This is a genomic window from uncultured Methanobrevibacter sp. (assembly GCF_902764455.1).
In the GTDB taxonomy this organism is placed as follows: Archaea; Methanobacteriota; Methanobacteria; order Methanobacteriales; family Methanobacteriaceae; genus Methanocatella.
Genome location: NZ_CACWVY010000018.1, coordinates 1 through 22,081 on the forward strand (window position 1 = coordinate 1; position 22,081 = coordinate 22,081).

A 22,081-nucleotide genomic window follows, 5' to 3' on the forward strand; every position below is an offset into this window, starting at 1 on the left:
ATGTTATTCACATATAAAAAAAGTTGAGTGAGAGCATTTGATAAGTAAAATTTTTCAAAATGTGATAAGTGGAACAACTATTTCATGAGTCATATTGATATGTAACAAAGATTAATTTGATTTCTTTACTTTTAATATTTATATTTTTAATTTCATAGGTTTGATATTTATTTCTAATTTTCATATTGATTTTCATTTAACTGAAAACAATATTGATTTTATTATTTACTTTTCATTATACTGAAAACTTTATATGATAGTTATGATAAATTAATAATTATAAAAAGAAGTGTGATTTTAATGATTATTCAAAGAAAAGATTATATTGATAAAATCAATCCCTTTATAAATAAACATATCATTAAAGTTTTAATAGGAACAAGACGTTCTGGAAAGTCAACCATATTAAAACAAATTATTGATTCATTAATAAAACAAGGAATACCTGAAGATAATATTGTCTGGATCAACTTTGAATTAAGTGATTATTTTGAAATAGACAATATTAAAAAGCTTGAAGAGTTCATATCTCATAAAACTGAAAATATTGAAGGCAAAATTTATCTGTTTTTTGATGAGATACAGGTTGTTCCCCAATGGGAAAAATTAATCAACTCTTACTTTGCAAAAGAAAATTATGACATATACCTTACTGGATCAAACTCAAAATTATTGTCTGGAGAATTTGCCACATATTTATCTGGCCGTTATGTCGAATTAAACATATATTCATTTTCTTTTAGGGAATATCTTGATTACTATGAAATTACTTCTGATTTTAAATCTCATTTTTATAGATATTTGGAAGATGGGGGTATGCCTTCAACATTTGACTATAGTGGCGATGATAAAAGATTAATTCTAATGGATTTATACAATTCTATTGTCCTTAAAGATATAATTCAAAGAAATAATGTTAAAAATGTCGACTTGTTGGAAAGGATTATGAGATTTGTAATGTATAACATTAGCCAGCCATTTTCCGCAAATAAAATTCATAAAAGACTAAAGCAGGATATGGTAAACTTATCTGTAAATACAATTTACAATTATCTGAAATTCTTTGAAAATGCATGCCTGATTTATCAGGTAAAGCGCGAAGATTTACAGGGTAAAAGAATATTAAAATATGATGAAAAATATTATCTATGTGATTTGGGTTTTAGACAGGCAATAATAGGAAACAATCAACGGGATATCACTCGTGTAATCGAAAATATTGTTTATTTGGAACTTTTAAGAAGAGGATATGAAATCACCATCGGCAAAGTTGATAGCCTGGAAGTGGATTTTGTATGCAAAAAACAAAACAAACTCATTTACATTCAAGTTTCTTATTTATTGGCAAGTGAAGAAACTGTTGAAAGAGAATTTAAACCATTAAAGAGTATTCAAGATAATTATCCAAAATACGTAATAACCATGGATGATGTGGATATGTCTCATGATGGAATAATTCATTTGAATTTAATTGATTTTTTAAGGGATAATGAAGTGATTTAACATCCTGGAAACCATACTCTTTTTAGGAAGTATGTCCTTTGTTAGGGAGTTTATCAACTCTGAGTTGATAAACTCATTTTGGTTTTTAAATAATTATTTTGAAGATAGATAATACTTGTTTTTATTAAAAGTAGTAGATAATTCACCTACTTTTCGAGCATTATTTGTTCGCATTCTATCAAACAAAAATCGAAAAAGTAGTAGATAATTTGAAGTGTATTATGCCAACTCAACATGATGCTAGTTAAAAAGAACCAGAAGTTGCATAATCTTGATTCTCCTTTGTTGATTGGTGATGTTAAAGATAATGATGTTGTAAAAAAGATTAGAGAACATTGTTTCATTGAAACTCACGAAAAAGTTCTACCACTTATGCATATTTTTCAATCAACTTTATACAAATATTTTGAATTAATATTCATGAAAAGAAAAAGTAGCTATTAATTATATATAATTTAAAAAAGTAAAATATTATTAATTAACATAATTGAGGTATTTTATGAAAGGAGATGTATATTATGGTAAAGGTATAAGGGAGTTAAAAGATAGCCATCCTGACTTATTTGAATTGGTATCCAATATTAACGATACTGTATGGGATGGTAAGGTTTTAGATTACAAAACCCAAAAATTAATTGCTATTGGTATTACTGCTTCCCGTGCAGACCCAAGAGCCACCAAAAAGCAAATGAGAAGTGCTATTGAAGTATTGGGCATTACCAAAGAAGAAATTGTTGATGTTTTAAGAGTGGTTTTATTGACTTCAGGTATGCCTGCATTTTCCAAATCACTTCAAATATTGAATAGTGTTACTGAAGCTATTGAAGAAGAAAGAGAAGATAAAGCTTAAATTCTTCTCTTAACAATTTTTCTTTTTTATTTTTTTATTACCTTTTATGTATTATTTTCTAAGGCTGTTTATCATGCAGACAATTTTTAATTAATAATTGTTATCCATATTAGAATGTTAAATTTAAGATTGGTTGTGAATTTTTTTAGGGATTGTCGGGCTGAAAATATTTTTAGTTTTCAGCGTATTAGTGAGTAAATGATTTCGCCAATGAAAAATAGAATGAAACATACCATTCCAGGATTTAAAAGCATTGTTTTTATGGGATTTTTCAGGCTGATTTGTGTTTTACTGCCATTAAATTTAGCTTTTTTATACCTTCTAAGTCCGATTATTCCTACAAGAAACGCTAAAAGTATAATTGCTAAATAAATTAATACAATTACTAAATTGGTTGCTGTGAATGTATTTGAAAGTAATGCTTGAGCACTTTCAGCTACAAACAGACTAACAACGGATCCCATCAGATTTACAATTATGTGCAGTATTATTGTGTAGATTATTTTTCCGGTTTTTATGTATACATATGCAAAAAATCCACCCAATAGGAATGCATAAAAGAACTGGCTGAGGTTTCCGTGGAAAAATCCGAAAATAACTGCGGATAATATTATTGAAACTCTGGCACCATATTTTATTGTTCTGTCAACCAAAAGTTTTCTAAAGAATATTTCTTCAAATATCGGACCTATTATGCTGATTAATAGCAGGTTCAGCCAGATGTCTGATGAATTTATCAGGTTTTGAACAGGATTTGAGATGTCTGTGTGGAAAATGCCTCCTATTGCTGTGGTAATTCCAAGTCCGATAATATTTCCAAGCCACATTAACGTAAATGTTACTGACAGGTAGAAAAGGAATGTTTTTACACTTATATTTTCCTTTTTCAGATTTTGCTTTTCTAATTTTTTCATCAAAAAGTATATGATTGGAAACGGCAGCACATAATTGCAGATTGCAGATAATATTGTTAAAATATTGAAATTATTAAGCAAACTTCTGTTTGTCATGCCGACAACATTGATAACGATTATTTGAATTATCAAAGAGGATATTGCCAGTATCAAGTAATTGAATCCTATTTTTGAGAAGAATTTTTTGTGTATGTTCAAAGTTTCACCTAGTTATCATTATTTCCTTTTTCTTAGTATTTAATCCTATCCTTAAAAATTTAGGCATACCAAAAAATTTATATTTCATCTAAATAAATCAATAAGTATAACAAAATTAATGGGGTATGCTATTGAGACATCGAAGAGGCAGTACTTCAGCGGGCCTTGAAATTGGTAAATTCATTTTTTCGGAATTATTGTCTGCAAAATACAAATCCCGTTGGCGTATTGGAAATGATATTAAGCAATGTAGTTTGTGTGGCAAATGTGAACTTGTATGTGGATTTAATGCCATAAAAGTAAACTGGCACAATAAAACATGGATATTGAACAATAGAGCATGTAATCAATGTCTGAGCTGTATTGTGTCATGTCCAAAGAGGTGTTTGTCTCAGGTTAGAATATAATCTATTTTTGAAATGTTTACGGTATGAAATGACCATATAAATTTTTCACACTTTTCTCTATTTTTCTTTTAAAGTTTTTATATTATGTTAACATAATTAATAATGTATAAAAATTTTTAGTTAAGTGATGAGATGTTAGACAATTATAAAAATAAATTTATTCCATTAATTCTGCCAATAATTTTAATTTTTATTTGGTATCTGCTTACTAATGGTTTAGGATTATTTTCTTCATATATACTGCCGGGTCCTTTGGATGTAGTAAATTCTGCATGGGTAGTTATTGAAAATGGTAAGCTTCTTACAAATACTATTGATACTTTATTTAAAGTATTTGCAGGTTTGATATTAGCTTCTGTAGTAGCTATTCCGCTTGGAATACTGCTTGGTTGGTATAAGACTTTAGAAGACATTTGTACTTTTGTAATAAGTATTTTAAGACCAATTCCTCCTGTTGCATGGATTCCATTTTCAATCTTATGGTTTGGAATCGGTACAGTTCCTGCAGTATTTATTATATTTATGGGATGTGTGTTCCCTATTTTGGTATATACCATTGATGGGGTTAAAAGAACTGACAAGGTTTTAGTAGAATCAGCTCAAACTTTAGGAGCTAATGATTGGAATGTTTTAAGACGTGTTGTAATGCCATCAACCGTTCCGTATATTGTTTCTGGTTTGAAAGTAGGTATTGGAATCGCTTTGATGTGTACCATTTCAGCGGAAATGATAGGTTCAAGCAGCGGTCTTGGATACATGATTTTAACTGCAACCAATCTATTTGATACAGGTACTACAGTCGTTGGTATGCTGGTCATCGGATTAATTGGACTTGTGTTTGACTTTGTATTTACTAAAATTCAAAATAGGATATTCTGGTAGGTGTTATGTGTGTCAATCGATGTTAAAAATATTAACAAATCCTTTGAAGGCAAAAAAAGTGATAAACTATCTGTTTTAGAGGATATAAATTTAAATATTAATGACGGTGAACTTGTCTGTCTTTTAGGTCCTTCCGGTTGCGGCAAAACAACTCTTTTAAGATTGATTGCCGGTCTTGATCAGCCTACCTCCGGAGAGATAGTTGCAAACGGTGAAGTTGTCAAAAAACCATCCGGTGACAGAGCAGTTATTTTTCAGCAATATTCGCTATTTCCATGGTTAACAGTATTGCAGAATGTAACTTTCGGTTTGGAGATGACAAAAAAAGGATCAAAAGAGGAAAATGTTGCAGCTGCAGAAAGATATCTTAAAAGTGTCGGTTTAATTGACTTTAAGGATAGCTATCCTCATGAACTTTCAGGTGGTATGAAACAGAGGGTTGCAATTATTAGATCCTTGCTTAATCATTCACCTATCTTACTTATGGATGAGCCGTTTTCTGCATTGGATATGCAAAATAGACACAAGCTTCAAGAACAGCTTATAGGGGTTTGGAAAAGATTTGAAAATACAATCGTTTTTGTAACTCACGATGTTGACGAGGCAGTTTATCTTGCTGATAAAATAGTAATCATGGATAAAAATCCTGGTAAAATTGCATATATCGTTGATGTTGATATTGAAAGGCCAAGAAAAAGAGAATCTAAAGAGTTTATAGCTCTTCAGGAATCTATTGTTGAAAATTTAGATATGGGAGATTAGTTTTTCTACTAAATCTCATTCAATTCTTTTTTTATTTTTAAAATTTCATTTTTAATTATATTAACGCATTTTTCATCATTTTCATTGATGCGCACAGTACATTCTGCTTTTAAATCATGTTTTTTTAATAATTGTTGCACATTTAAATTATATTCAACTGTGGCGTCTTTTGTTTTTAAAATAGTTTCAGGACAACAATTTTCACAGCCATTTACTGCAATTACTTTATTTTCTTTTGCAAGGGCAATGAATTTTTGATAATTCCCTCCGCTTGCAACGATGCAGCAATATTCGATATCGTCCTGTTCAATGCTTAAATCATATACGCTTGCTCTTGTAACTGCTCCACGGGGATTCATTCCACTGCAAGCGCATAATACTATTTTTTCACTCATACTATCATAATTTAGCTATTAATGTTCCATAATTTCCATTTTCTATTCCCTCGTAAACATAATCCAGAGCATTTAGGATTGATGTTTTCAAATCATTGTCTTTTGCCAGATATGCAACAATGGCTGAAGAGAGATTACATCCTGTACCATGCAGATTGTCAGTTTCAATCAGGTCCTGTTTTTTAACGGTAATTTCACCGTCAATGCTTATGGTATTTATTCCGTCAAGATGGCCGCCTGTAATGATGCTGTTGCAGCATATTTTTTCGCAGGCTTTGATAGCATCTTCTTTGGTGTTAATGTTAATGCCGCTTAATTTTTCAGCTTCACTAATATTGGGTGTTGTTAAAATGGATTTTGGAAGCAGATATTTATTAAATGCATCAGCTAAATCCTCTTTGGTTAAATCTCCTCCGGAAGTTGCAACCATTACAGGGTCAACAACTGCTTTTAAATTGTATTGTCTGACCTTTTTGGAAACCAGTTTTATAATTTCAGGTGAGTACAGCATTCCGGTTTTAATAAATTCAACTTCATAGCTTTCCATAACTGAATCTATTTGCTCTTCAATGTATTCTGGAGAAATTGGTAGTGCTGAAAAGAATTTATATGGATTTTGGGCAGTAAGTGCTGTTACAATCCCTGTTCCATAAACACCGATTGCCTGAAAAGTCTTTAAATCAGCAAAAATTCCTGCTCCTCCTGACGGGTCAACACCGGCAATGCTCATCACTATCATTTAATCAGCTCTGGTAACTTTCAGGCGTTCTGATCCACGGAAAGATTCAACATTGACTTTAAGTTCTTTTAAGTATTGTCTGGTATGTGTTTTTTCGCCGTGTATCATGATTTCACCCAAATCTTCTGTGGTATTGACATCTAATGCCATAAAGAATGAATCATGAACCTGGGGATTTAATTTTTTCTTTTCAGCAATTTGCACATGTTCTTTATAGCTGAATCCTTCATATCTTGTACGGATGGCCATAGGCTTCATTATAATCATATTTGTCCCGCCGCCTTTTGATGGAACAATTATAAAATCCAGATTTTTAGATGCATCAATCAGCATTTGAACATTTGTTTTGCCGATTAAAGGAATGTCACTAGGCACTATAATTATTTTCCTGGTTTTTCCTTTACATAATTTCATTGCCTGAGTTAATGCTTTGTTCAAATTGGAATTGTCATTTTCTAGAATGGTATTCACATTCAAACTTTCTGCATAACTCAATACATCCTCATCACGGCTGATGATAAAAATTTTATCAACATGTTTTTTTAATGTGTCAGTTACATCACGAAGCATTGCCTTTAAAAGATTTTCTCTTTCTTCAGCAGATAAAAATGGAGAAAGTCTGGTTTTTGCATTATTGAATGTGGTAACAGGAATTATTGCATATATGTTATCCATTTTAATCACTTAATATGTTTTAGCTATTAAAGCAATGTATTTTGCATCTTCGCCGCTGGCGATGCATTTTCCTTCAGATACTTCTTCCTGAATACCTAAAATGTCATAACCTGTTTTTTCTTCAATTTCTTTTCCTACAGCTTCATCTCCGCACCAGTAGAATTTAACTACATTGCCTGCTTCAACAAGCTCGGAGATTTCATCAATGTTTTGTGTGAATTTGACATGTTCTTCCTGAAAGTTCCATGCGATTTCAGACAGGTTTTCATCGGATTTTTCAAGTAAATCTATAACGTTAGAAGCTAATGAATCATCTAAAGCGAGTTCTATTTTTTCTCCTTCATCTCTTCTCATTGCAATGGTAATGTTGTTTTCAAGGTCACGAGGTCCCAGCTCAAGTTTAAGAGGAGTTCCTTTAAGTTCCCAGTCATTGAACTTTTTACCCGGTCTTATGTCCCTGTCATCAATATTTACTCTAAGACCTGCATCCTCTAATTGTTCTTTGATTTGTGAGCATTTTGCCAGTACTTCCTCTTTTCCTTTTTTGAATAGAATTGGAATTATGGTTACTTGATTCGGTGATACTTTAGGTGGTAATCTAAGTCCTTTTTCATCTCCATGAATTCCAATAACGGAAGCTATTACTCTGTCGGATACTCCTGCACAGGTCTGATAAACCAGTTTGTGCTGGCCGTCCTTATCTTCAAAGGTAATGTCAAAGGTTTTTGCAAAGGTCTGACCCAAATTGTGGATTGTACCAACCTGCAGGGTTTTACCGTTAGGCATTATAACATCAAAAGCCATGGTGTAGTCCGCACCAGGGAACTTGTCCCATTCAGGCCTTTTTGAGATTAAATATGGAATTCCCAAATCATCAAAGAACTCTTTATAGATTGCAATGAAATCCTGAATCTGTTCATCAGATTCCTCTTTTGTTGCATGTGCTGTATGAGCTTCTTTAAATGTGGTAATTTCCCTTACACGTATTAAAGGTCTTGTGTGTTTTGTTTCATATCTGAATGTATTTACAATTTGATAATATTTGATTGGAAGGTCAATGTGTGTTCTAATCCATAATGCATACATAGGATAGATTGCAGTTTCACTGGTTGGTCTTAAAGCTAATTTTTCATTCAAAGGAGTTTGCCCTCCTTGTGTTACCCAGTATACTTCATCTTCGAACCCTTTCACATGAATACCTTCTTTTGCAAGCTCAGTTTCAGGAACAAGCATTGGGAACAAAACTTCTTCATGGTCTTTGTCCAGTAATTTTTTGATAATGTTCATTGAGTGCTTTCTTATCTGAAAACCGTAAGGCATCCAAATTGCCATTCCTTTAATAGGATATCTTGAATCAGTAATATTTGCATTTTCTAAAATATCATGAAACCATTCGTCAAAATTTTCCACCATATCACCTTAAAATTTTATAACATTAAAATATCTGTTTTTAATATATATTAAATCTATTTAAAGAAAGTTATTTATAATTATTTTATACATATATAATATTGTATAATTTAATTTAGGAGATATTATGAGTAATAGGAAAATACAGATGCCGAGGGAAGTTTACATTGATCCGGGCATTATAAAGGATACGGCCGAGATTTGCAAATCTCTACATTTGGATAAAAAGGCATTGATTGTAACTGGTTCCCATACTTTTGATGCGGGAGCAAAACCTGCAATTGAAAGCCTTGAAACTGAGGGTATTGAATATGATGTAATTAAAGTAAATAATGCATCTCAGGAATCAATATCTGAAGTTGAAGAATTGATTACACCCGACACTACCGTACTGGGTATTGGAGGTGGAAAAGTTATTGACGTAGCTAAATTATCTTCTTATAATCAGGGCGTATACTTTGTATCCATGCCGACAACAGCTTCTCATGATGGTATTGTATCTCCTATGGCATCAATCAAAAACCCTGATACTTCAATATCTGTTGCAGCCCACTCTCCGATAGCAGTCATTGCCGATTCGGAGGTAATTGCACAATCTCCATTCAGACTGCTTGCAGCAGGTTGCGCTGATTTAATAGCTAATTTCACAGCAATTAAAGATTGGGAATTAGCACACAGACTTAAGAATGAATCATTCAGTGAATCAGCTGCTGCACTGTCAATAATGTCAGCTCATCTGATTACTGACAATATTGCAAATATTAAACCAAATCTTGAGCCTAGTGCGAGAATTGTCATGAAATCTCTCTTCAGTGGAGGAATGGCAATCAGTATTGCTGGCTCTTCACGTCCTGCAAGCGGATCAGAGCATCTCTTCTCACATGCTTTGGACAAGATATTGGATAAGCCTGCACTTCATGGTGAGCAATGTGGTATCGGAACAATAATGATGATGTATCTTCATGGAGGAGATTGGAAATCTATTAGAGATACTCTAAAAGCGGTTCAGGCTCCAACCACAGCTGCTGAAATAGGTATTTCAGATGAAGATGTCATCAATGCATTGGTGATGGCTAATAATATCCGACCGGAGCGATACACTATTTTAGGTGACAACGGAATTTCAAAAGAAGCTGCTTATGAACTGGCTCATAAAACAGAGGTGATTTAATGATAACATTAATAGGTAAACAACTTGCAAAAAAAGGTCAAGAATTTGTTTTTTTAGGTCCCGCTCCTGAATGTGATGATTGTAGATTTAAATCATCTTGTATTGGAAGCCTTGAAAAAAACAGAAAATATGTTATAACAGAAGTACGTGATAATGAACAGAAATGCCCTATCCATGGTGAAGGAGCTGTAGTTCCTGTTGAAGTCGACAGGGCTCAAATAGACATTTTAACAGATTCTAAAAATATTTTTGAAGGTTCAACATTCACATTCAACGCTGTTGACTGTGATGAAGAGTGTGAATTTCATGATCTTTGTTTCCCTGAAGGTTTAGTGGAAAACGATAAATGCATTGTATTAAATCATGAAGGAAAACATAATGACTGTAAAAAAGGTTATAAACTTAATAAATTAACATTGGGGTTTGTGATATAAATGAAAAATGCTAGTAGCAACAATTCCAGTAAAAAAAATGCCGGTTACAAGGCTGCTGAATATGTGGAAGACGGAATGGTTTTAGGGCTTGGTACAGGTTCAACCACACATTTCTTCATTGAAAAGGTAGGAATGAGAGTTAAAGAGGAAGGAATTAATGTGATGGGAATTCCAACATCATTTCAATCCTTACTGATTGCAAAACAGTGGAACATTCCAATCACTACCTTAGAAGAGCATGACATTGACCTTTCTGTTGATGGTGCCGATGAGGTGGACTTTGATTTTAATTTAATTAAAGGAGGGGGAGCAGCTCATACTAAAGAAAAAATTGTAGACTATGCTGCCAAAAAATTCATCGTCATTGTAGATGAATCAAAATGTGTTGAAAAGTTAGGTACATTTCCTGTTCCTGTAGAAGTGCTGCCTGATGCATCAAGGATGGTAATACAGACATTGGAAGATATGGGTGCAACATGTGAGATAAGAATGGCACAAAGAAAAGACGGGCCTGTTATTACAGATAACGGAAACTTTGTAATTGATGCCAAATTTGACAAGATTGAATCACCTGCTCACTTGGAAATTGACTTAAATTCAATTCCAGGTGTAGTAGAAAATGGAATCTTCTCACAGATGGTTGATAAAGTCATTGTAGGAACTGAAGACGGAACCAAAGAGTTGTAGGTGATTGTATGCAGGGTCCGTTTGGCGGAATGCCTTTTTTCGATTTTAAAGATTTGGCATTTAAGATAGCTATATTGTTCGGTGGTTTACTGGTTATTTATGGCATCCTATGGCTTTTGGCTGAATTGAAGATTATTCCTATGATAATCTTTGCAATATTTCCTCAAATCGTTTTGATTTTAGTGGGTTTATTCATAATATACTTCGCTTTTTCCAAAAGAAATACATATTAAAAAAAGATTGTCAGAATATCTTATCTATTTATATTTTTATTATATTAAAAAGAAAAAATTAAAAGAGATTAATTAATCTCTTCTATTTAATGGTTATTTTTGGTTTTACAGTTTTATTATAGTAGTAACTGTTACCCGCAAATTTAACAGTAGCTGTGTATTTGCCTTTTTTGGTAAATTTGGTAATTTTAAAGATAGCTTTACCTTTGGAATTGGTAGTGGCCTTGTAGGTTTTACCTTTAATTTTAAGTGTAACTTTCACTTTTTTAATAGCTGCATTTTTGTTGGTTTTCAAGATTATTGCATATTGTTTGGTTTTTGTTGCAGCTTTAAATGTTTTTGCTTTTGCAGTTAATTTAGGTGTTGCTTTTTTGACAACAACATTAACTTTTGAACTGGATGCTTTGTATAAATCATCACCATCAAAATTAAGAACTGCAGGGTATGTTTTAGGAGCTAAATTGCTTAAAGCAAAACTAACTTGACCTTTGCTATCTGTGGTTTTATTATAATCTTTACCGTTGAAGGTAATTGTTACAGTTTTATTAGCTAAAATTTCTCCATTAACATCTTTTAAAGTAAGTACTAAGTTTTTAGCAACATTATATGTTTTAGTTACTTTTGATGCTTCGATTTTAGTTGAAGTTTTCACATTGATTGTAGCAGTTGTGTTAGATGAATCCAAATATGCTCTGCTGTTGTATGTGAAAGTTGCAGTGTTTGCACCTTCATTTGCAGTGAAATTAAATGCTGCTATACCGTTAGCATTTGTTTTTGCAGTGTAGTTTACACCATTTAATGATAAAACAACTTCTTCATTGTATAATGCATTTCCATTTCCGTCCTTTAATGTAACATTAATTAATCCGTTAGTTGAATCGAGGGTAATGTCTTCAGCAGTAAGCTGTGTAGCTGGATTTGTGCTGTAAACGCCAATGACATTGTCTGCACTTTGGAAACTGCTATCTGCTAGAGCAATGAATTCCCTGAATGTTGGTGGGAATGGATAGTACATTGCAGCTGGAGGGCATTTGTTGGTTCCTATTGTTACATTGTAATATCCTCCACCAAGTAAGAAGTATAATCTTCCTGCAGCAATGGTATTGTTGAAAATAACTTCATTTCCAGATCCATAAGCAGTAATTGCACTGATTTTATAATTGCTGATTGTATTTTCATAAACTGTATGTCCTTTTGAATGCATTAAATAGATTCCTTCTTTTGCACCGTTAACTGTATTATTGAAAATGACAGCATTAGGACAGGTTCCGTGTCTTACATCAATACCATGGTTTATGGCATTGGAAATTTTATTGTTAATAATTGTTGAATTTGCTGAACCGAAGCTTATAACACCTGTGGTGTAGACATCATGGATGTTATTGTTGGATACAAGTCCATTAGGTGAACTTCTCAAGAAAATACCCCATGATGCGCCGGTAATATCCAAATTGGTTGCAGTGAATTTTTTACTTTGTTCAATGTGTAATCCTACAGTTTTATATTCTTCTGTGCTGGTAGTTGCTTTTGTGGTATCATAACCAGGGTATTGTGTGATGATGTTTAAATCACTGATTACAGCACCGGTTGTGTTTACAATGTAGAATACAGCATATTCTCCTATAGCATATCCTCCACTTGAGGTTGCATTTCTGATTTTTGCAGGTACATTGGATGCATTGATATTATTATATCCAATTAAGGTAGCACCATTTCCTAAAATTTTGATGTTTTTATCTGCATAAATTGAAATATCATTGAATGTTGCATTTTTTTCAAAGGATAATGTGTCTCCATCAGCCATGGAATCAATAATGCTTTGAATTTCACTTCCGGTCATTCCGCTGGTTACATTGTAAATAGTTCCGGTTGGATTTAAAATAGTTGCATAATCAGGATTAGGTTTAACAGGAGTTGCAATGTCTACTGGGCTAACAGGTGAAATGCCTTCAGTATATGTTCCTATAACACCGTCTGCAGTTTGATAAGCACTGTTTGCTTGTGCTATAAAGTATACGAAAGTTGGTGGGAATGGTAAATTGTCTAATTGGAAGGTATTTTCTTCAACGTTAATGTCATAGTATCCTCCACCAAGTAAAATACCTATTCTTGATTTTTTCAGGGTGTTGCCTGAAATGGTAATTTGACCTGATCCGTAACATGTAATTGAACTGGTAGTACAATTGATAATTGCGTTTCCAGATGCGGTGTGTCCTTTGGAATGCATTAAATAGATTCCTTCTTTGGAACCGATTACTGTGTTGTTGATTATTTGCACATTAGGTCCTGTTCCGTGTCTTGCATCAATTCCATGGTTTTTAACGTTGACTACTTTGTTGTTTGTGATAAGTGTTCTTGGAGATCCAAAGTTGATTATACCTATTGCTTCCTGGTTTTGAATTGTGTTGCCGATTATTTTTCCATCAGCACTGTACTCTAAATAAATACCCCAGTAACCACCGATAATTGTTGATTTTTCTATGGTTAAGTTATTTGCGGAGTTGGTGAATATTGCTGCCTGTCCATATTCCGGACTTTGTCCTACAACAGTTAATCCATTGACTACTACATTTGTAGTGTTGACAACGTATAATGTTGCATAATTTCCTATTCCGTATCCTCCAGATTGGGTAGGTGTTGTTATCTTATTTGGGGTGGTATTAACATTAGGATTTTCATATCCGATTAATTTTGCCCCATTACCGTTGATTGTAATACTTTTATCTACATATATGCATATGTCATTATAAGTTCCTTCTTCGAAGTTTAAAGAATCCCCATCGCTCATATTATTGATGGTTTTTTGGATAGTTTCACTATCTGAACCACTTTTTATATCATAGCTTGCGGATAATTTAATATCATCTGTGCTTTGAAGTAAATCACTTACATCTGAGCTTTCTTGAATTTTTTGTTCATCGTTTGCAGCTGTAAAATCAGAAGTATCTTCTGCAAATACAGCAGATGAACCTAAAATAATTGCGAAAACTAAAAATGTAGTTATAAATAAACTCTTTTTATTCATATCATCATCTTTATCTAATTTTTATAATTACTTATTTCCTCTTTTAATCGATAAGCAACAATGTATAGTTTGTATTTTTTAATATTTAAATTAATTTTTATATAACATTGTTAATCTATTTTAATTTAGTAAATAACAATCATTTACTTGTTTTTAATATTTTAAAAAACTTTATATTGGTTAAACATAAATATAATAAATATTAATCAATATTAAATTTAATTTACTTCGTAAATTTTCATAATTTATCTTGATTAAATTGAAATAGAGGGTTTATATATGGATAAAAAGGTTATAATTCTTTTGTTCATATGTTTAACATGTTTATTGCTAGTTTCAACGGTAAATGCTACTGAAATTAACAATAATACTTTATCTTCACAAGGTAATTCCTATCAGATTGCTGATGATTTATCTAATGATGATATTCAGGTATTGTTGGATAATGCAAATGATGGTGATACATTTGAATTCACTTCAAAAGAGTATAAAAATGTTTCATTGGTGGTAGATAAGAAATTAAATATCGTATCTGCTACAGGTAGTATTGTTTATGTCTCAGATGGCATAAGTGCTAAGGCTCAAAACTTGTCAATAGACAAAACCTTCGGATTTTACTTTACCAACAATTCTGGTGGAAGCAGATTATCCGGAATAACAATAATATCCGATTTGAATGATTATGGGGTCATTGTTGATTCATCAGACAATACCATAATTAAAAATAATAAGGGGACTGGCTCTCAAAAGGCAGGAATTCTAATTAAAGATTCAAATAATGTCGAGGTAAGTTTCAATTCAATTTCAAAATCAGTCGGTGATGGACTTCAGCTTAAAAATGTTGGATTCAGTTCAATTAAAAACAATACTATATCCTACAATCAAAGATCCGGAATAGAAACATCCAACATAAACAATAATACTATTGTATATAATGAAATCCATCATAATGTGTTGAATGGAATTACTCTGCAGAATAAATCTTATGGGAATATAATTAAGCATAACAACGCTTATGAAAATCTTAATGGTATTTTCATCAATTCCACATCCAGTTATGATATTATTAATGCAAATTCATTTACAAGCAATCGTAAAAATCCATCAATTACAGAAACTGGTGGAGTTTACGAAACAGGAAATGGATTATTATTTGGTTCAGGTTTTAAAACTGCAAAAGAAAAATATCCTGGAAGATTGGAAGTTAAGTATAATGTTTTAGCACACAATGAAATGTATCAGGCTAAAAATAATCCTGATCTGCCTGTATTTAAACTGGGAGATAATTGGTTTGACTCAACCGATGATTCAAATACTTTTGTATGTCCAATGCTTTTGGCAGGGATAATGAAAATGGGAACAATATCAGTGAAAAACGGTATTGGCCTTCAAATGTATGACAATAGCGGTCAGGCAGTTAAAGAATTCGGAACATTTGATACCAAGGTCAATGTTAACGGGAATCAGTATACTGCAAAATTTGTAAACGGCAAAGCTACAATTGATGCAAATCTTGATCCTGATAAGGAATACGATATTGAGGTCATGGTTGGTGGTGAACCTGTCAAATACAAATATAAGGCAGCATCCGGTGAAAAAGAAGATAATCAGGATTCCACTACTTCCCAAAATCAGGAAGGCCAAAGTGGAATGTCTGGAGATAATCAAGAATCTGTAACTGACTCTACACAAGGGGGTTCTGCTAAAGGTAGTGGAAATCCACAGAATGGAACTTCTAAAAGTGCTCACTATGCCAACTCTGAAAAATCAGGCGTTTTTGGAACAAATGCATCAGGATCTTTTCAGGATTCTTCTGATAATGGTGAAAGTGCGTTAACTAACGGAGACATTGATGCCGGAGATGCAAGTAACGGTGAAGTATCTCAAGAAGGTAAAGCATATGAAGTTGTACCTCCAAGTAAAATCTCAAAAGAGGTTACTGATACATCAGGACTTGTTGTATTGAGTATTGTTTCTTTATTGGGATGTTTGATTTATGGATACAGACGTAAAAGTGATTTTTAATTTAAAATTTACTTTTCTTTTTTTCTTTTATTTTTATTAATGTGTTTAAACAAATTATATTTCAATGACAGTAAAAAGCAATTCTATTAAAATTAATACTTCAAAAAAGTTTGAAATCATTGATATAACTTCTAAGATTAACGAATTAATTGAAATCAACGAAGGAATAATCTCTATTTTTTCAAAACACTCTACTTCAGCAATTGTTGTTAATGAAAACGAGTCAGGACTTTTAAAGGATATTGAATTTAGTTTGGATAATCTGATTACTGATAAATATTCTTATGATCATGATAGGATTGACAATAATGCCCGTTCACATCTTAAATCATTTTTGCTTTCTTCAAGTGAGTGTTTGCCGATTAAAAACAAAAAATTAGAGTTAGGTACTTGGCAGTCAGTATTTTTTGTAGAATTAGATGGACCAAGAAGCTCAAGAACAATAACTTTGACAATGGTTGGTGAATAATTGAATAAATGGACAATAATTTTAATAGTAGTTATAATTGTCCTACTAATTCTCATAGTTATTTTCAATAATTGGGACACTTCTCCAGTTGTGAATAATTACTCCCAAATGGAAACCGATATGAGAAAATTATGGTATTGAAAAAGAATTTAGTTAATAAATTCAATTTCAAATGCAATTACAGGATACTCTAAGGTAAAATTGGTTATTACTTCAGGTGACACTTCACCAAAGAATCCTTCAATTTTTTTATCTCCGGCAAATCCGGTAACATCTGCTGCTCTACCTGAAATGAATGTCTTATTATCACTGTCTTTTATTTCCATAGAATATCCTAAGTTTGATAGGACAGTTGTAACAATGGATTTGATTTCACTAAAGTTTGCAGTTGAGTGGCAAACTAGTGCAGCTAATTTTTTAGAAGCAACGGTTTTATTTTCCTTTGTTTCGTCAAGGTATAATACATCACCAATCTCAAAAATCTTTTGAGGCAAGTCCTCATGTTTGTTGTCTTCTAAAAATTCCATTAAACTATTGATTAAGCTGGTTCTAATCATTGTTCTGTCAATAGTAATAGGTCTTGCAACCTGAACGTGTGGTTTTTCTTCCTGATTCATTTTTGTATAATGTGCCTCTTCGTTGGTAAGCATTAAACTCATTACTTCTTGGAAGCCTAAACTGACCATCACTTCACGGATAATACTTTCAGATTTAAACCAGTTGTTTTCATAAGCTACTGTGTTGATATCTGGAAGTTCGGCAACAACATCGTTAATGTGGTATTGCACTGCGATATTTTCAACAATATCCACTTCATGTAAAATATCTGTTCTGTAAGCTGGAATGATTGCTTTTACTTCATTATCATCAATGATTTCAGCGTCAAAACGTGCTTTGAATAATAATTCTTTGATATCTTCTGCTGTTAGGCTGGTTCCACCAATCAATTCATTTGCAGTATCAACATGGACGTTCATTTCTTGAGGAGTTAAATCAGGAGTTGTGATAGTTTTATCTTCATATCTGACTTCCATGGATTTTAGTTCGCCTCCGACTTCTGCAAATGATGAACAGATGATATTCAATGCCTGATTAACAGCTTTCTCATCGGTTCCGGTTACATCAACAATAATATTGTGAGTGTCTTCTTTAAGTTTGGTTAACTCACCATTAATGATTGGGGGCATTGACAGTACGTTGTCGTCTTTATCAAGAATCAATGGGTATTTATCAAAGTCTTGGATTAAATGAGCATAAGCCTGACCTTTTTCATGATCGGTTAAAATTGCATCAGGAGTCATTTCAACATCTTTTTCAAGAGGAACAAATGCATTTGCATCTTTTGGTGTAGCGATGTATTTGAATGGTCCTTCCACTACGTCTGCATTGTGAATACCGATAGCTACTTTTTTTCTGTCCCTTCCGATAACCCAGTGAAGGTTTTCCTGAAATTCCATAACATATTTGAGCTTATCGCCGGAAAAATCAACATTATCGATTTTGGCAAATCCTATGTATGGTCTTATTGCTGCAACATCGCTATCAACAGTAACATATTCTCCGGATGGAGTTACCTTATAATCCGGAAAACCAATTTCCTGGCCGATAAATCCTTTAAAAGATCTAGCTACTCCTTCAACAGACAAATTGTCAGGTCTGTTCGGGAAGAATTCTACTTTGATTTCCTCATCATCAAAGTCTTCAATGTCACTGGACATCATAGGTAATGTGTCTATTAGTTCATCTTTTTCCATATCGATTCCTAAATCTTTTAAATCTTGATATTTAAATGTTATAACTGGCATTATTAAACTCCTATATTAAAATCCATAAATAAGTATGAAAAATAGAGATTCAATTACAAAGTGAAGTGCTCTATGTTCTATTTCACCCATATTTCGTATAAATATTGTATGGGTTATATCTATTACAAAATGAATCAGGGCTGCTTGAATTCCTATAATTGGATTAAAAAAGAAAATTGACAAAACAATAAAATGAAATCCTGCTTCCATTATTTCATGAGATAACCAGGTTTGCCATGTTGTTTTTGTTGTTTGCTGAATTAGCCCACCTAAAATTATGTAGAAGTTATTTAAAATTCTCCACATTAATTGTGTGTGCAGTATATCGCTTAAAGCCAATACAATAGCAACATAAAACCATAATAAGTTCATTATTTCACAGTCCTTTATTAATTTATAATATTAATATTTTGATTTTTATTATATAATATATTTAACTATTTTTTGATTTAATAATTACTTTTTTAAATAATAAAATATATAATTAGTAATATTATTTTTATTTACATTAACTAGGAGAAAATATATGTCACACGAAGAAATTCCTAAAGACTATGATTTTAAAAAAGAAAAGGTTTGGGAGCAAAAATGGGAAGATGAAAACATCTACAAATACATTGGAGATGGATCTCGTCCTAGATATATTATTGACACTCCCCCACCATACCCAACAGGCGCAATTCACTTAGGACATGTCTTGAATTGGGTTTACATTGATATGAATGCAAGATACAGAAGACAAAAAGGATTTGACGTATTGTTCCCACAGGGATGGGACTGTCATGGTCTTCCTACTGAAGTTAAAGTTGAAGAAACTCATGGAATCAAGAAAAATGATGTTTCAAGAGCTCAGTTCAGACAATATTGTATTGATTTGACCACTAAAAACATTGCAAGCATGAAAGCAGATATGAAAGCAATGGGTTATTCACAGGATTGGACTCGCGAGTTTGTAACAATGAATCCTGAGTACATGAAAAGAACTCAATATTCCTTTTTGAAAATGTATGAAGACGGATTGATTTATCAGGGAAAACACCCTGTAAACTGGTGTCCTCGTTGTCAGACAGCTATTGCTTTTGCTGAAGTTGAATACTCAGACAACACTACTTTTTTAAACTATGTCAACTTCCCTCCTGCTGTTGAAGATTCATATGAAAATATTGCATCTTCACAGGAATCCGGAAAACAGGCTGACCCTAAAGAGGAAGGGATTCTGATTGCAACAACCAGGCCTGAATTGATGTCTGCATGTGTAGCAGTTGTAATTCACCCTGAAGATGAAAGATACACTCACCTTTTAGGAAAATACGTTGAAGTGCCTTTATCACACCAAAAAGTTAAAATCATTGCTGATGAGGAAGTAGACCCTGAATTCGGTACAGGTGCGGTAATGATTTGTACATTTGGGGATAAAACTGACGTAAGCTGGGTTCAAAAATATGACCTTGAAGTCATTGATGTCATTGATGATGCAGGTATATTAACTGCCGCTGCCGGAAGATATGAAGGAATGGATCTTCAAAGCTGTAAAAAACAGACAATTGACGATTTGGACAGTGAAGGTTACTTATTGAAAAAAGAAGAAGTTGACCAGAATGTTGGTCAATGCTGGAGATGTAAAACCCCGGTTGAAATTCTTCTCAAAGAACAATGGTTTGTAGCTGTAAGAGATTTAATTGAAAAGACCAAAGTTGCAGCCGATGAAATGAAATGGGTACCAGAACACATGAAATCCCGTATGATAAACTGGGCAGATTCCATGGAATGGGACTGGTGTATCTCAAGACAAAGAATATTTGCTACTCCGATTCCTGTATGGTACTGTAAAGACTGTGGAAAAGTCATTATACCTGATGTTGAAGACTTGCCAATAGATCCAACAGTAGACAAACCGAAACATGCATGTGAATGCGGATGTGAAGAATTCATCCCTGAAGTGGATGTTTTGGATACATGGATGGATTCATCAATTTCACCGTTATCCATTGCAGGATGGCCTGATGAAGATTATGTAAATCATTTCCCATCAAATATCCGTCCGCAAGGACACGACATTATCCGTACATGGGCATTTTACACTACATTGAGATGTCTTGCTTTAACAGGCCAAAAACCATTCGACGATATTGTAATTAACGGTATGGTATTTGGTGAAGACGGAAACAAAATGAGTAAATCCCGACCTGAGTTTGTTGTTGGACCTGAAGAGGTAATCGAAAAATACGGTGCAGACTCACTAAGAACCTGGGCGGCTAACAGTGTTCCTGGATCTGATGTAATATTTGATTGGAAAGACATTAAACATGGTTACAGATTCCTTAGAAAATTTTGGAATGCATTTAGATTTATCAGCATGCAGATTTTTGATGAGGAAGTTTCATATGAAGAGATTAAAGATAATTTAGGACCACTTGATTTATGGATTTTATCCAAACTCAATAACCTCAACAAAAAAGTCGACAAGGCATTTGAAGACTATAACTTTGCAGATACAATCACATCAATTGAAAGATTCTTCTGGCATGATTTCTGTGATGAATACATTGAAGCTGTAAAATACAGATTATACACTGACGTTTCAGATGAATCAAGAAAAGCTGCAAAATACACATTAAAAACAGTTGTTGAAACTTCACTTAAATTAATGGCTCCAATTGCACCATTTTTCACAGAAGAAGTATACCAATACTTCTCAGACGAGTCAATTCATACTACTTCATGGCCTGAAGTATATGAAGAATTAATCAGTGAAGAAATGGAAATTAAAGGAGAAACCACAGTTGAGTTAATTGATGAAGTAAGAAGATTCAAGTCAGCTTCCAAAATACCACTGAATGCGGAATTGGCTGAAGTTAATGTGTATACTTCTGATACGGACTTGGTTGATGTCTTCAATAAATTTGGAGATGACATTGAAGGAACTTTAAAAATCAATAATTTGGAAATAAGCCAGGGAAAACCTGAAGTTCATGAAAAAATCATTGAAGTCGAACCTGACATGTCTAAAATCGGACCAACATTCAAAGGAGATGCCGGTAAAATCATAGGTTATTTAAAATCAACCGATATCGATGAAATTGGTTCTGCTTTAGAAGAAAATCATGAATTGGCAATAGGGGATATTGTAGTTCCTGAAGATATGTTAAATATCAAAAAAGAGATTGTCGGTGCATCCGGTAAGAAAGTTGACATCTTACAATCTGAAAACTTGGACATGATCGTGGAAGTAATTAGATAATTACTTTCCCATTAACTTTTTTTTTGACTTAATTATTATTGCATTTACTATTATGTATTCGTTAATGCTGGAAGATATGGAACAGGGATATTGTGTTTCATTCTTTTTTTTAGAAAATTTTTCAAATCTATTATATGATTATATAAGATATTTATTGTAGTTATTTTTTATTATAATCATTTATTTTTTCTTTTTTCATTGTTTTAAGATGTAAGTAACCACTTACATTCGAAAAACTTTATATATGTGCTTTATA

Annotated in this window: 21 protein-coding genes; 13 read left to right on the forward strand and 8 right to left on the reverse strand. The window is 32.7% G+C overall.

The genetic code is table 11. The annotated features are described in order from the left end of the window. Positions 1 to 303 precede the first annotated feature (303 nt). The 3 genes from QZU75_RS06965 (at position 304) to QZU75_RS06975 (ending at position 2,353) form a co-directional block, all read left to right on the forward strand. Entirely contained in the window at positions 304 to 1,503 is a 1,200-nt protein-coding gene (locus tag QZU75_RS06965; protein WP_342765218.1) for an ATP-binding protein, read from the forward strand. Between the two features lie 237 nt (positions 1,504 to 1,740). Then, on the forward strand, positions 1,741 to 1,947 hold the full coding sequence (locus QZU75_RS06970) for a hypothetical protein (protein WP_296882560.1): 207 nt from the start codon (positions 1,741 to 1,743) through the stop codon (positions 1,945 to 1,947). 55 nt (positions 1,948 to 2,002) lie between these two features. Continuing rightward, positions 2,003 to 2,353, forward strand: a complete 351-nt coding sequence (locus tag QZU75_RS06975; RefSeq protein WP_296803872.1) for a carboxymuconolactone decarboxylase family protein — start codon at positions 2,003 to 2,005, stop codon at positions 2,351 to 2,353. A 179-nt stretch (positions 2,354 to 2,532) separates the two neighbouring features. Here QZU75_RS06975 and QZU75_RS06980 read toward each other — a convergent pair whose 3' ends face one another. After that, on the reverse strand, positions 2,533 to 3,465 hold the full coding sequence (locus QZU75_RS06980; RefSeq protein ID WP_296882561.1) for a CPBP family intramembrane glutamic endopeptidase: 933 nt from the start codon (positions 3,463 to 3,465) through the stop codon (positions 2,533 to 2,535). 131 nt (positions 3,466 to 3,596) lie between these two features. Here QZU75_RS06980 and QZU75_RS06985 point away from each other — a divergent pair, with 131 nt between their 5' ends. The 3 genes from QZU75_RS06985 to QZU75_RS06995 all read left to right on the forward strand — a co-directional run bounded on the left by QZU75_RS06985 (position 3,597) and on the right by QZU75_RS06995 (position 5,516). Then, complete coding sequence (locus tag QZU75_RS06985) at positions 3,597 to 3,872, forward strand: hypothetical protein (RefSeq protein ID WP_296882562.1); 276 nt, start codon at positions 3,597 to 3,599, stop codon at positions 3,870 to 3,872. 132 nt (positions 3,873 to 4,004) lie between these two features. Continuing rightward, a complete protein-coding gene (locus QZU75_RS06990; RefSeq protein ID WP_296882563.1) occupies positions 4,005 to 4,754 on the forward strand; it encodes an ABC transporter permease in 750 nt (249 codons plus the stop codon). Between the two features lie 9 nt (positions 4,755 to 4,763). Continuing rightward, positions 4,764 to 5,516, forward strand: a complete 753-nt coding sequence (locus QZU75_RS06995) for an ABC transporter ATP-binding protein (protein WP_296882564.1) — start codon at positions 4,764 to 4,766, stop codon at positions 5,514 to 5,516. 8 nt (positions 5,517 to 5,524) lie between these two features. Here QZU75_RS06995 and QZU75_RS07000 read toward each other — a convergent pair whose 3' ends face one another. The 4 genes from QZU75_RS07000 to proS are packed head-to-tail and all read right to left on the reverse strand — an operon-like array spanning position 5,525 to position 8,738. Continuing rightward, the gene (locus QZU75_RS07000; protein ID WP_296882566.1) at positions 5,525 to 5,911 is read right to left on the reverse strand and encodes a putative zinc-binding protein; all 387 of its coding nucleotides are present in this window, start codon (positions 5,909 to 5,911) and stop codon (positions 5,525 to 5,527) included. A 4-nt stretch (positions 5,912 to 5,915) separates the two neighbouring features. Next, a complete protein-coding gene (thiD, locus tag QZU75_RS07005; RefSeq protein WP_296882567.1) occupies positions 5,916 to 6,650 on the reverse strand; it encodes a bifunctional hydroxymethylpyrimidine kinase/phosphomethylpyrimidine kinase in 735 nt (244 codons plus the stop codon). Beyond that, on the reverse strand, positions 6,651 to 7,325 hold the full coding sequence (gene cofC, locus QZU75_RS07010; RefSeq protein ID WP_296882568.1) for a 2-phospho-L-lactate guanylyltransferase: 675 nt from the start codon (positions 7,323 to 7,325) through the stop codon (positions 6,651 to 6,653). It lies immediately after the preceding gene. 9 nt (positions 7,326 to 7,334) lie between these two features. Continuing rightward, positions 7,335 to 8,738: a proline--tRNA ligase gene (gene proS, locus QZU75_RS07015; RefSeq protein ID WP_296882569.1), complete on the reverse strand. Its 1,404-nt coding sequence runs from the start codon at positions 8,736 to 8,738 to the stop codon at positions 7,335 to 7,337. A 124-nt stretch (positions 8,739 to 8,862) separates the two neighbouring features. Between proS and QZU75_RS07020 the strand changes: the two genes are divergently transcribed. The 4 genes from QZU75_RS07020 to QZU75_RS07035 are packed head-to-tail and all read left to right on the forward strand — an operon-like array spanning position 8,863 to position 11,260. Beyond that, positions 8,863 to 9,906 carry an NAD(P)-dependent glycerol-1-phosphate dehydrogenase gene (locus tag QZU75_RS07020; RefSeq protein WP_296882570.1) on the forward strand — a complete coding sequence of 348 codons (1,044 nt, stop codon included), beginning with the start codon at positions 8,863 to 8,865 and terminating at the stop codon, positions 9,904 to 9,906. After that, complete coding sequence (locus QZU75_RS07025) at positions 9,906 to 10,340, forward strand: UPF0179 family protein (protein ID WP_296882572.1); 435 nt, start codon at positions 9,906 to 9,908, stop codon at positions 10,338 to 10,340. The genes QZU75_RS07020 and QZU75_RS07025 overlap by 1 nt, the downstream gene beginning before the upstream one ends. Further along, the gene (gene rpiA, locus QZU75_RS07030) at positions 10,341 to 11,027 is read left to right on the forward strand and encodes a ribose-5-phosphate isomerase RpiA (RefSeq protein ID WP_296882573.1); all 687 of its coding nucleotides are present in this window, start codon (positions 10,341 to 10,343) and stop codon (positions 11,025 to 11,027) included. It abuts the gene before it with no gap. An 8-nt stretch (positions 11,028 to 11,035) separates the two neighbouring features. Continuing rightward, positions 11,036 to 11,260, forward strand: a complete 225-nt coding sequence (locus tag QZU75_RS07035; protein ID WP_296882575.1) for a hypothetical protein — start codon at positions 11,036 to 11,038, stop codon at positions 11,258 to 11,260. An 82-nt stretch (positions 11,261 to 11,342) separates the two neighbouring features. Here the strand turns inward: QZU75_RS07035 and QZU75_RS07040 are convergent, their stop codons facing one another. Continuing rightward, entirely contained in the window at positions 11,343 to 14,285 is a 2,943-nt protein-coding gene (locus QZU75_RS07040; RefSeq protein ID WP_296882576.1) for a right-handed parallel beta-helix repeat-containing protein, read from the reverse strand. Positions 14,286 to 14,564: 279 nt separating this feature from the next. Here QZU75_RS07040 and QZU75_RS07045 point away from each other — a divergent pair, with 279 nt between their 5' ends. Both QZU75_RS07045 and QZU75_RS07050 read left to right on the forward strand, forming a co-directional pair. Next, positions 14,565 to 16,310 (forward strand): right-handed parallel beta-helix repeat-containing protein, encoded by a 1,746-nt coding sequence (locus tag QZU75_RS07045; protein ID WP_296882577.1) that lies wholly within the window; start codon positions 14,565 to 14,567, stop codon positions 16,308 to 16,310. A gap of 64 nt (positions 16,311 to 16,374) precedes the next feature. Further along, a complete protein-coding gene (locus tag QZU75_RS07050; RefSeq protein WP_296882578.1) occupies positions 16,375 to 16,779 on the forward strand; it encodes a secondary thiamine-phosphate synthase enzyme YjbQ in 405 nt (134 codons plus the stop codon). A 149-nt stretch (positions 16,780 to 16,928) separates the two neighbouring features. Here the strand turns inward: QZU75_RS07050 and pheT are convergent, their stop codons facing one another. Beyond that, positions 16,929 to 18,584, reverse strand: coding sequence for a phenylalanine--tRNA ligase subunit beta (pheT, locus tag QZU75_RS07055; protein ID WP_296882579.1), 1,656 nt, complete (start codon positions 18,582 to 18,584; stop codon positions 16,929 to 16,931). 15 nt (positions 18,585 to 18,599) lie between these two features. After that, positions 18,600 to 18,956 carry a hypothetical protein gene (locus QZU75_RS07060; protein ID WP_296882580.1) on the reverse strand — a complete coding sequence of 119 codons (357 nt, stop codon included), beginning with the start codon at positions 18,954 to 18,956 and terminating at the stop codon, positions 18,600 to 18,602. 154 nt (positions 18,957 to 19,110) lie between these two features. Between QZU75_RS07060 and QZU75_RS07065 the strand changes: the two genes are divergently transcribed. Next, entirely contained in the window at positions 19,111 to 21,825 is a 2,715-nt protein-coding gene (locus QZU75_RS07065) for a valine--tRNA ligase (RefSeq protein ID WP_296882581.1), read from the forward strand. Positions 21,826 to 22,081: the final 256 nt, after the last annotated feature.